We start from the raw sequence: 11,310 nt of genomic DNA on the forward strand, positions 1-11,310 counted from the left end.
GCAATGCCAGAAATGCCGGTGATGGAAGAAGCACCGGTAATGGAAGAAGTACCTGTAGCAGAAGCAGCACCGGTAGTAGAAGAGGCAGCCGCAATGCCGGAAATGCCAGTGATGGAAGAAGCACCAGTGATGGAAGAGACACCAGTGATGGAAGAAGCACCAGTAGTGGAAGAAGCACCTGTGATGGAAGAGGCACCTGCAGCAGAAGCCGTTTCTTCAGATGAAGAAGAAAATTCAGATATTTCAGGATTCCTTAATGATAATGATTATGAATATGTAGCAGTTACAACCGGCAATACTACTCAGTATATTGTCAAAAAGGTCGGAGGTGCTATGTGTGTTCAGTATGAAGATGGTGAGTTCGTAGCATTTAACCGCAATTATGAACATGAAGACTATAGCACATATGGTGGCATTTTGTTCTCTTATATAAAAGAAGCAATTCAGGGAACAGGTTGCGATAATCTTATCCGCCATAAGGGAAGTAATATTAATTAAAATAATCATAAATACGGGCCGCGATATCTGCGGCCCTGGAAGGATTATATGGTTGTTAGAGATAACGAGCCGATAACTACTACATTTCTTGAAACTGATAGATTAATACTAAGACCATGGGAAGAGTCGGATGCACCGGCTCTTTTTGCGATAGCCAAAGATCCCCTTGTTGGACCAAATTCCGGATGGGTCCCGCATGAGAGCGTAGAATATAGTCTTGCTATAATAAGAAACATTTACATGAAAAGAACTGTATTTGCTGTAATTCCTAAACAGGGACTTGTTGATTGCATGGGAATGCCTATAACTCCTGGTGTTCCAATTGGCAATGTAACCCTTGCTATGGGCCCCAACAAGGCCAGAGGGACCAAAGAGGGTCAGGCTGAACTTGGATACTGGCTTGGAAGCAGATATTGGCATCGCGGATTTGCATCTGAAGCGGCTTTTGAACTAATTTGTTACGGATTTCGTAATCTAAATCTTGACCAAATATGGTGTGCATATTACAAAGGAAACACTAAATCTAGGAGGGTTATGAAGCATCTTGGTTTCTATTGGCATCATACCATTAAGAGCTCTTACAATCCCATGCTCAAAACCTCTCAAACCGAGTATTATAACTGCTTGACGCGTTACGACTTCGAACAGATCTATGGGAATCAAGGCATTATTTACGAATAAAAATCAAAAGCTAAACAGTTTTTGTACAATTTGTCCATATATTCAAATTCGGAAACTTTTTGCGTATTTTCGTATCAAAAAGTATTACATTTTCATTAAAATTGTGCTATAATCATTTTATGATTTGACCTGCAAATCATCCTTGCAGGTCATATTTTTTAAAGTTTATAGTAAACGCTTACATAGTTCGTTCGGATGGTAACAAAGAGAGGTGGAAATGCTTAGTATAGGAGATGTTGCAGTTTATGGAAATCATGGGTTGTGCAAGGTCGCAGACACACTTGTACCATCATTCCTTCCTAAGGGAAGTGAAAAGATGTATTACCAGATGATTTCTGCTATTGACAGAGGTGGTGTATTATACGTTCCTATGGACGGTGCTGAAGATAAGATGCGTGAAGTTGTTTCTGCAGAAGCAGCTGCTGATCTTATTGATGGACTTGATGATATGAGCCTTACAGATCTTCCTGCAGGTAAGAAGGCTGAGGTTGTTATCTCAGATATTTGCAAGAAGAATGAAGTTGAGGACATTCTTGGACTTATCAAGACTCTTTATCACATCAAGGCTGTTCGTGCTTCTGAAGGCAAGAAATTTGCTTCAATGGATGAGAAGTATCTTGGAATCGCTGAGAAGCTTTTCTATTCAGAGATTGCATATGCACTTGATATGGAATTTGATGACGTTCGTGAGAAGATTACAGGTATTCTTGCAAATCTTCCTCTTGAAGCAGATAAGTAATAGATTTTTTTATGTGATCATTAACCGGCAGAGCTGAAAGGCTTTGCCGGTTTTTAAATGCTTAAAAGCCTCTTATACAGTAACGGAGCCTTCCTTTAATAACGATGCAGCCATTATCTTTAGATGATGGGTAGTTCGCTTGAGCCTTTTAGGTGAATAGTGCGTTAAAGTGTGATAGAATATATAAAGTTTTACAAAGAAGAAATAATCGGGGGATTGTATGTCTATATCCACAATTAAACTTTATGATAAAGATGCTTATGCTACTGAATTTGAAGCAAAGGTAGTAGAAAGTGCTGAGATCTTAGACGGAGAATATAAGGGTGCAAAGAAAGTGTTACTTGACAAGACTCTTTTTTTTCCGGAAGAAGGAGGTCAGGAGGCTGACTTTGGGACTTTAAACGGTGAGCAGGTTCTTGATGTTCAGATAGAAAAAGAAGGCACGATTGAGATCATATCCCATGTTGTAAGAGGCGATTTTAAAGAAGGAGACAGTGTTTTCGGCATTATCGACTGGGATCATCGCTTTGATCAGATGCAGCAGCATTCAGGTGAGCATATTTTCTCAGGAACAGTACATAATTTATATGGATATGATAATGTTGGCTTTCATTTGAGCAGACAGGTCGTTACCATGGACTTTAATGGCCCTTTGGATGATGAGCAGGTCCTTGATATAGAAAGAAGGGTCAATGAAGCTATAATCAGGAATCTTGACATTGAGATTTCCTGGCCTTCCAAAGAAGAACTTGAAAAGCTTGAATATAGAAGCAAGAAGGAGCTTGACGGTGATGTAAGGATCGTAACTGTCAAAGGCATTGATGTATGTGCCTGCTGTGCACCTCATGTTAGGAAAACCGGCGAGATAGGCTTTTTAAAGGTTCTTAATCGTCAGAATTATAAGGGCGGCGTAAGAATCTTTATAGAATGCGGACTGCGAGCTTTGAAGACTCTTGATAAGGAACATGTGCTTATTCAGAATCTTGCGGGGAGCCTTACAACTTCTGTTGATAATGTTCCGGGACAGGTCAATAAGTTAAGGGATGAGCTTTTTGCAGTCAAGGGAAGTCTTCAAAAGGCTAAGGCTGAGCTTTTGGCGTATAAGCTTAAGGAGATTCCTAAAGATCAGAAGAATGTTGTCGTATTTACAGAGGATATGGACAATAAATCTGTTCAGAATGCAATTAACGCTTTAACTATAGATCACAGCGGTTATTGCACCTTTTTTGTCAAGACAGATGCAGGATATCGCTATGTTTGCGGAAGTTTGAATTCAGATGCAAGACTAGTTGCAGCAGCTCTTAGAGAACGCTTTAGCGCTAAGGGAGGCGGATCTGAAAAAATGGTTCAGGGAAGTCTGTCTGATGCTGCTGAAGATGAAATCAGAAAAGTTATTGACGAAATAGAGGGCTAAAATGAATAACGCTTCAGAATACCGTAGAGGTCTTAAAAACGGGATACCAATTTGTACAGGCTATATGGCAGTATCTTTTGCTTTTGGAATTGTAGCAAGCAATAAAGGACTTTCAACGCTTCAGGCAGTGATAATGTCTATAACCAATGTGACAAGTGCAGGTCAGTACGCATCTCTTGATTCCATAAGAGATGGAGTATCGCTTTTTGAAATGGCTGTACTGCAGTTTATCATAAATCTTCGATATATGCTTATGTCTACAGCGCTTACGCAGAAGCTTTCTCCTAAAACAGGCATTCTTCACAGAATGGCGATAGCTTATGGTGTTACAGATGAGATTTTTGCGCTTAGTGTTCTTAATAAGGGAGAATTAAAGCCTGCATATTCATATGGACTTATAAGCGTCTCGGTATTTGGATGGGTTCTTGGAACCTTCCTTGGCGCTTTTGCAGGGCAGATACTTCCTCCAATGCTCATAGCATGTCTGGGTCTTGCTATTTATGGCATGTTTATTGCTATCATAATCCCTCCTGCCAGAGATAATAAAGCGGTTATGTGTGTTGTAATAAGTGCTATGGCTTTTTCCTGCCTTATGACATTTGCACCTTTACTAAAAACTGTCGTCTCATCCGGTATGAGGATAATCATTGTAACTGTCATCATCAGCGCAGTTGCAGCTCTTGTTGCACCTATAAAAACTGATGAAAGTCTTGAAGATAATAAAGATAGCATTGGAGCAAAAGACAGCACTGCAAAGGCAGATATTTCTGATAATAATAAAAAGGAGGCGCAGCTGTAATGAATGTCTATATTTATATAATTGTAATGGCTGTTGTCACTTATCTTATCAGAGTTTTTCCTCTTGCTCTTATAAGAAAAGAAATAAAGAGCCCATTTATAAAGTCGTTTCTTTTTTATGTTCCCTATGCTACACTTGCGGCAATGACATTTCCCGCAATACTTATGTCAGAAGGACTTAGTCTTATGGCAGGAGCTGCAGGTCTTGTAATCGCACTTATTCTTTCTTATTTAAGAAAAAACCTTTTGACTGTTGCAGTATGTGCATGCGGAGCTGCTCTTGTAATTGAAGTACTTATTAATGTATTATGAATGTCGTAGAATCAAATTGTGATGTTAAGCCCTTAATTAATAACGGGGCTTGGTATATAATATAGTTTCGCTTTACATACATTTTTTTACTAAAAGAAATTATTTGTTTATTTAGAAAGGGTTTAAATATATGCGTATAGGAATGGGATATGATGTTCACCGTCTTGCAGAAAACCGTAAGCTTATAATTGGCGGTGTAGATATACCATACGAAAAAGGTCTTGATGGACATTCTGATGCAGATGTTCTTCTTCATGCAATAATGGATGCTCTTCTTGGCGCAGCTGCTCTTGGTGATATAGGTAAGCTTTTTCCTGATACAGATCCTGAATTTGAGGGAGCTGATTCTATGAAGCTTATGGCTGAAGTTGGCAGAAGACTTGAAGAGTCACGCTTTATCATCGAGAATATCGACGCTACAATTATTGCACAAAGACCTAAAATGAGACCTTATATTGATACTATGAGACAGAATATTGCTGATGTACTTGGTATTGATATTTCTCAGGTTAATGTAAAGGCTACAACAGAAGAGGGCCTTGGCTTTACAGGAAGCGGAGAGGGTATTTCCTCTCAGGCTATATGTCTTTTGACAACTCCTATGGACGCTCCTTCAAGAAATGCTACATTTCAGGCTGGAGAAGCCTCAAGTGACGGAGGATGCGCAGCCTGTCCGGCCTGTAATCTCGAATCCTGATGGGAATGTAGTTGCCCAAATATAAAACTACATAATAAATACTAATTTTATGGAGATTACAAATGGCACACAAATTTACTTTTTATAATACACTTTCAAGAAGCGTTGAAGAATTTAATCCTAGAGAAGAAGGTAAGGTATCAATGTATACCTGCGGACCTACTGTTTATCATTATGCACATATTGGTAATATCAGAACATATATTATGCAGGATGTTCTTATTAAGTCCCTTATGTATGCAGGCTATGATGTAAAAAGAGTAATGAATATTACTGACGTAGGTCATCTTTCATCAGATGCTGATACAGGTGAAGATAAGATGCTTGCCGGTGCTAAGAGAGAGCATAAGACTGTAATGGAGATCGCTAAGTATTATACTAATGCCTTTTTTACAGATTTTGATGCTGTTGGCAATAAAAGACCTGACGTTGTAGAACCCGCAACTAACTGCATTCCGGAGTTTATACATATGGTAGAGTCACTTCTTGACAAGGGCTATGCCTATGTTGCTGGTGGCAATGTATATTTTGATACAAGTAAGCTCAAGGATTATTATGTGTTCTCCTCAGAAGTTGAAAAAGAAGCTCTTCATGTAGGAGTTCGTGATGATGTTCAGGAGGACGTTAATAAGAAGAATAAGACTGATTTCGTTCTCTGGTTTACAAAGTCAAAGTTTGAAGATCAGGCTCTTAAGTGGGATAGCCCATGGGGAGTTGGATATCCAGGTTGGCATATTGAATGCTCATGCATTTCCATGAAGCATCTTGGCGAGTATATCGATATCCACTGCGGCGGCGTTGACAATATTTTCCCTCATCATACTAATGAGATTGCTCAGTCAGAAAGCTATCTTGGACATGAATGGTGCAAATACTGGTTCCATTCCAATCATCTTAATGATCAGTCAGGCAAGATGAGTAAGTCTAAAGGTGCAATCCTTACTGTATCAGTACTTAAGGAAAAAGGTTATGATCCGCTTGTATACAGATTTTTCTGCCTTCAGTCTCATTACAGAAAACCACTTGTATTTTCTTTTGAAGCTCTTGATCAGGCAACAGTTACTTATAACAAGCTTGTTAAGAGAGTTTCTGAACTTAAAGAAGAGGGAACAGTTGACGATAATGTATTAAAGAGCTTTGAAGAGAAATTTGCTGATAGCGTATGTGGTGATCTTAACACTGCGATGGCTATTACTGTTTTATATGATGCTTTAAAGGCTGATACCAATGATGCAACCAAACTTGCTATCATTAAGAACTTTGATGAAGTTCTGTCACTTGATCTTATTGCTCATGCAAAGGCTCTTTCTAATGAGGGTGAAAGCGTTGACCCTGAGCTTGAAAAATATGTACTTGATGCTATCGAAAGAAGAGCGCAGGCTAAGAAGAATAAGGATTTTGCGACAGCTGATGCTATAAGAGACGAACTTCTTGCAAAGGGCGTTGAGATCAAAGATACAAGAGAAGGCGTAGTATGGACAATAAAGGCCTGAATGATATTGATATGGACCTTGATAAAGAATCTGAAAAAAATCCTGTTGAATCCTCTGGACAAGATCAAAAGGAAAGCTGTCATAGTGACAGTAGCAATATAGCTGACCTTGCAGGTGTTATACGTGATAGCTTTGGGCTTAAAAAGATAGATATGAGGACGTATTCTCCTCTTGCACTTGCTTTTATAGGCGATAGTGTATATGAGATAATCATCCGTTCTCTTGTTACTGAGCAGTCTAACAGACCTGCCAATACACTGAATAAGGCTAAAGTACACTATGTGAATGCTGCAGCGCAGGCATTTATTATAGATTCCATCATGGATAAGCTGACCAAAGAGGAAGAGGCAGTATATCACAGAGGAAGGAATGCAAAATCCTATACTAGTGCCAAGAATCAGTCTGTGATTGATTATCGTAAGGCTACCGGGCTTGAAGCTTTGTGCGGATATCTGTATCTTGCAGGAAGACTTGACAGGGTACTTGATCTTGTAAAGTACGGAGTAGAGCTTCTTGATGCCAGTAAGAAGTAATAGTTTAGTAATATGATCCGGCAAATAGTGAATATATTTGCCGGCAGTACATTTTCACTCTTGGAGAATTATATGAGAGATAATAGTAATTTTAGAAAAAATGATAATAGAAGCGGAAAATCTCTTGGCAGAGTATCAGGAAGAAGCCATAGCTATGAAAAAGATGATGATAAAAGCCGTGGCAGAGACCGTGGTAGAGACTATGTAAAGAGACGCGATAATGACCGCGATAAGGACATAAAAGATGAAGAAGAGATCGTGGTACCTGAAGATTCTCTTGCAATAGAAGGAAGAAATGCTGTTCTTGAAGCCTTCAGAAGCGGAAAGACCATAGACAAACTCTATGTTCTTGATGGGTGCACGGACGGAGCTGTATCAACAATTCGTCGTGAAGCCAAGAAGGCAGGAACTATAGTTAAGTTTGTGGCAAGAGAGCGTCTTGATCAGATATCTGTTACAGGTAAGCATCAGGGTGTTATAGCCTTTGCTGCAGCATATGATTATTCTGAGATTGAAGATATATTCAGCAAGGCTGAGGCAGAAGGCAAAGCTCCTTTTGTTCTCATACTTGATAATATTGAAGATCCTCATAATCTTGGAGCTATTATAAGAAGTGCTAATGTTGCAGGTGCTCATGGGGTTATCATTCCCAAGAACCGTGCAGTAGGCCTTACAGCTACAGTTGCAAAGACATCAGCAGGTGCTCTTAATTACACTCCTGTAGTTAAAGTTACTAACATATCCAAGACCATTGAAGATCTTAAAAAGCGTGGAATGTGGTTTGTATGTGCAGATATGGATGGAAAGCCGATGTACGATCTTGATCTTACAGGACCTATCGGACTTGTAATAGGCAATGAAGGATCAGGAGTCAGCAGACTTGTGAGAGAAAAGTGCGATATGATCGCTTCCATTCCTGTAAATGGCGAGATCGAATCACTTAATGCTTCTGTTGCAGCAGGCGTACTTGCTTATGAGATCGTACGTCAGCGCAGAATGAAGAAATAATAATTATGACTATTTCATAGTTATAAATGAGATTATGTGACTTTATCCTTAATGATAAATTCCACTTGCGTATAAACCTAATTTGTGCTATTATTACATAGCTGTCTATGTGGACAGCAGCACAGTCGGAAATTGTGCATTCAAAAAAAGATGCGGAATTTTTCGAAAGTTTATTCAGATATAGAGAGGTGAGTAAAAATGAAGCAGGATTTACAGCCAGAATTCTATCAGGCAACAGTTACTTGCAACTGCGGTAATACTTTCACAGTAGGTTCCACTAAGAAGGAGATCCACGTAGAAATTTGTTCTAAGTGCCATCCATTCTACACTGGACAGCAGAAGGCAGCTTCAGCTCGTGGTCGTATCGAGAGATTCAACAAGAAGTACGGCATGAAGACAGAAGCATAATAAGCAGACTTTGCTTGAGATTCACAGAGAATCCAATGATGAGGTTGAGGCAAGAGCCTCAGCCTCATTTTTTAGTCTAACTTATCTTGGATATATGCAAAGTAGGGATATATCCTGAATTAACTTTTCAATTATGATTTTATAGAAATATAAATTGATCAGCACAAAACGGGGGATGGTTATATATGAAGAAGAAGATTACCCATTATTCGGGAATCGGAGGACAGGCAGTACTTGAGGGCGTTATGATGCGTAATAAAGACCTTTATGCTGTAGCTGTTCGTAAACCTGATGGAGAAGTACATGTCGAAATAGATGAATATCACGGGATACTTTCAGGATCACCACTTCTTAGAATCCCATTTGTAAGAGGAATATTTGTATTTATAGATTCTCTTGTTCTTGGTACTAAATCTCTTAACAGATCTGCGGATTTTTATGAGGATGATGAAGAGGATGCAACTAAAGCAGATAAGGCTGCTGATGCAGTAACAGGTGGTAAAGGTGATAAGTTCTTTTCTGCTATTACTACTGTAGTAGCATTTGCTCTTGCTATATGTCTTTTTCTTATTCTTCCTGAAAGACTTTCTGCATGGATGAATACATATCTTCAAAGCCAGGCACTTCAGGCAGTTGCTGAAGGTATTATAAGGATTACCATATTCATTTTGTATATTCTTGCGATAACTCTTATGCCTGATATAAAGAGACTTTTCAGATATCATGGAGCGGAACATAAATGCATTAACTGTATTGAATCAGGACTTCCACTTACAGTTGCCAATGTAAAAAGGTCCTCGAGATTTCACAAAAGATGTGGAAGCAGCTTTATCTTATTTGTTCTTGTTGTAAGTATTATTCTTTTTATGTTTATTAATACTGAAAGTGTAGCAATGAAGCTTTTATATCGTATACTGCTTCTTCCTGTGGTTTCAGGAATATCATATGAGCTTATTCGACTTGCAGGCAAAAGTGATAATCCGGTTATATCCATAATCTCGAAGCCGGGCCTTTTACTTCAACATCTTACGACTAAAGAGCCTGACGATTCTATGATCGAGGTTGGTATCGCTTCAGTAGAGGCTATATTTGATTGGAGAACTTATCAGAGAGATGTTTTCGGATTTGATTTTGAAGATGAAGATGAGAAAGATGTTCTGTAATGAAATATGTAGATGTTTATAATAAGGCATCCAACAGACTTAAGGAAGCCGGTGTGCCGGAGTATCAGCTCGACGCCCGGCTTCTTCTTGAATCTGTATGCCAGACAGACTATAACACTCTTTTGGTTCATGGCGACAGGACTGTGACACAGGAAGAAGAAAAGAAGTATAATGAATTTATAGATAAAAGGTGCTTAAGAATACCTCTTGCCTATATAGTCGGACATCAGGAATTCATGGGCATTGATTTTAAGGTCAATGAAAATGTTCTGGTACCCAATCAGGATACTGAGACACTGGCTGAAGAGGCTTTAAGAGAGCTTTCGGACGGAATGCGTTTTATGGATCTTTGTACGGGATCAGGCTGCATTGCACTTAGTATTCTAAATTATACTAATGATACAAGCTGTGTTATGACCGATATATCTGATAAAGCCATAGAGGTTGCTACATCTAACAGTATAAGCCTTGGCTTTGCAGAAAGGGCAAGGATCATAAAGACGGATCTTTTTCCAAAGGATAATATTGAGAAGTTTGATATGATAGTATCTAATCCTCCTTATATAAGAACTGATGTTATAGATACTCTTCCTCCTGAAGTTAAGTCAGGTGAGCCGTATATAGCCCTTAACGGAGGAGATGATGGCCTTATTTTTTACAGAAGGATAATAGATAATGCCGGAAAATGGCTTTATAAGAGCGGATGGCTCTTGATGGAGATAGGCTATGATCAGGGAGAAGCTGTTTCTAAGCTTATGAATAATGCAGGATATCATGATGTCGAGGTTATTAAAGATCTTGGCGATAATGACAGGGTAGTAAGAGGATGCCTGTATTAAATTAAAATTTTAATAGATTGGACTTGTTATGTTAGATAAACTTGAAGCGATCCTTCACAGATATGAAGAAATAGGTATGGTACTTACTGAACCTGATGTGGCATCAGATGCTGACAGGTTTAGAAGGCTTATGAAAGAGCAGAGTGATCTTACTCCACTTGTAGAAAAATATATTGAATATAAAAAGTGTCGTGAGGCTATAGAGGATAGCACACAGATGCTTGAAGATGAGACTGATCCTGAAATGAGAGAAATGCTAAAGCAGGAATGCAATGATAATTCCGAAAAGCTTCCACAGCTCGAACAGGATCTTAAGATACTTCTTATCCCCAAGAATCCTGATGATGACAAAAACGTCATTGTCGAAATACGAGCAGGCGTTGGAGGAGATGAGGCGGCTTTATTTGCATCAGATCTTTATCGAATGTATATTAAATATGCTGAAAGTAAGGGATTTAGAACATCTCTTATCAATGTGGAAGACATAGGCATAGGTGGCATGAAGACCGTAAGCTTTATGGTTGAGGGCAATGGTGCTTATTCAAAGCTCAAATATGAAAGCGGAGTTCACAGAGTTCAAAGAGTTCCAGTTACAGAGTCAGGTGGAAGGATTCATACATCAACTGCTACTGTAGCTGTTATGCCTGAGGTTGAGGATGATGTTGATATCGATATACCTCCGGAAGATGTTCGTATGGATATTACAAGAGCATCAGGTAATGGTGGT

General features: G+C 39.0%; 14 protein-coding genes. All 14 read left to right on the forward strand.

Features of this window, described 5'->3' with window-relative positions; genetic code table 11:
- The coding region (locus tag K6G87_RS17380; RefSeq protein WP_330669930.1) for a hypothetical protein at nt 1-498 on the forward strand (498 nt) is incomplete at its 5' end.
- Nucleotides 499-546: 48 nt separating this feature from the next.
- On the forward strand, nt 547-1,179 hold the full coding sequence (locus K6G87_RS17385) for a GNAT family N-acetyltransferase (RefSeq protein ID WP_296840092.1): 633 nt from the start codon (nt 547-549) through the stop codon (nt 1,177-1,179).
- Nucleotides 1,180-1,396: 217 nt separating this feature from the next.
- On the forward strand, nt 1,397-1,918 hold the full coding sequence (locus K6G87_RS17390) for a CarD family transcriptional regulator (RefSeq protein ID WP_296840095.1): 522 nt from the start codon (nt 1,397-1,399) through the stop codon (nt 1,916-1,918).
- A gap of 220 nt (nt 1,919-2,138) precedes the next feature.
- The gene (locus tag K6G87_RS17395; protein ID WP_296840098.1) at nt 2,139-3,332 is read left to right on the forward strand and encodes an alanyl-tRNA editing protein; all 1,194 of its coding nucleotides are present in this window, start codon (nt 2,139-2,141) and stop codon (nt 3,330-3,332) included.
- 1 nt (nt 3,333) lies between these two features.
- Nucleotides 3,334-4,131, forward strand: a complete 798-nt coding sequence (locus tag K6G87_RS17400) for an AzlC family ABC transporter permease (protein WP_296840100.1) — start codon at nt 3,334-3,336, stop codon at nt 4,129-4,131.
- Complete coding sequence (locus K6G87_RS17405; protein ID WP_296840102.1) at nt 4,131-4,442, forward strand: AzlD domain-containing protein; 312 nt, start codon at nt 4,131-4,133, stop codon at nt 4,440-4,442. Before K6G87_RS17400 ends, K6G87_RS17405 begins: the two co-directional genes overlap by 1 nt.
- Nucleotides 4,443-4,572: 130 nt before the next feature.
- Nucleotides 4,573-5,139, forward strand: a complete 567-nt coding sequence (ispF, locus tag K6G87_RS17410) for a 2-C-methyl-D-erythritol 2,4-cyclodiphosphate synthase (protein ID WP_296840104.1) — start codon at nt 4,573-4,575, stop codon at nt 5,137-5,139.
- A 62-nt stretch (nt 5,140-5,201) separates the two neighbouring features.
- Nucleotides 5,202-6,632, forward strand: a complete 1,431-nt coding sequence (cysS, locus tag K6G87_RS17415; RefSeq protein ID WP_296840107.1) for a cysteine--tRNA ligase — start codon at nt 5,202-5,204, stop codon at nt 6,630-6,632.
- On the forward strand, nt 6,614-7,165 hold the full coding sequence (locus tag K6G87_RS17420; RefSeq protein WP_330669931.1) for a Mini-ribonuclease 3: 552 nt from the start codon (nt 6,614-6,616) through the stop codon (nt 7,163-7,165). Before cysS ends, K6G87_RS17420 begins: the two co-directional genes overlap by 19 nt.
- Before the next feature lie 72 nt (nt 7,166-7,237).
- Nucleotides 7,238-8,173 (forward strand): 23S rRNA (guanosine(2251)-2'-O)-methyltransferase RlmB, encoded by a 936-nt coding sequence (rlmB, locus tag K6G87_RS17425; RefSeq protein WP_330669932.1) that lies wholly within the window; start codon nt 7,238-7,240, stop codon nt 8,171-8,173.
- 198 nt (nt 8,174-8,371) lie between these two features.
- Nucleotides 8,372-8,581: a 50S ribosomal protein L31 gene (gene rpmE, locus K6G87_RS17430; RefSeq protein ID WP_296840110.1), complete on the forward strand. Its 210-nt coding sequence runs from the start codon at nt 8,372-8,374 to the stop codon at nt 8,579-8,581.
- A gap of 185 nt (nt 8,582-8,766) precedes the next feature.
- Entirely contained in the window at nt 8,767-9,744 is a 978-nt protein-coding gene (locus K6G87_RS17435) for a DUF1385 domain-containing protein (RefSeq protein ID WP_296840112.1), read from the forward strand.
- Nucleotides 9,744-10,583: a peptide chain release factor N(5)-glutamine methyltransferase gene (gene prmC, locus K6G87_RS17440; protein ID WP_296840114.1), complete on the forward strand. Its 840-nt coding sequence runs from the start codon at nt 9,744-9,746 to the stop codon at nt 10,581-10,583. Before K6G87_RS17435 ends, prmC begins: the two co-directional genes overlap by 1 nt.
- A gap of 28 nt (nt 10,584-10,611) precedes the next feature.
- A partial coding sequence (locus K6G87_RS17445; protein WP_296840116.1) for a PCRF domain-containing protein occupies nt 10,612-11,310 on the forward strand: 699 nt, incomplete at its 3' end.

Source organism: Butyrivibrio sp., from assembly GCF_024699075.1.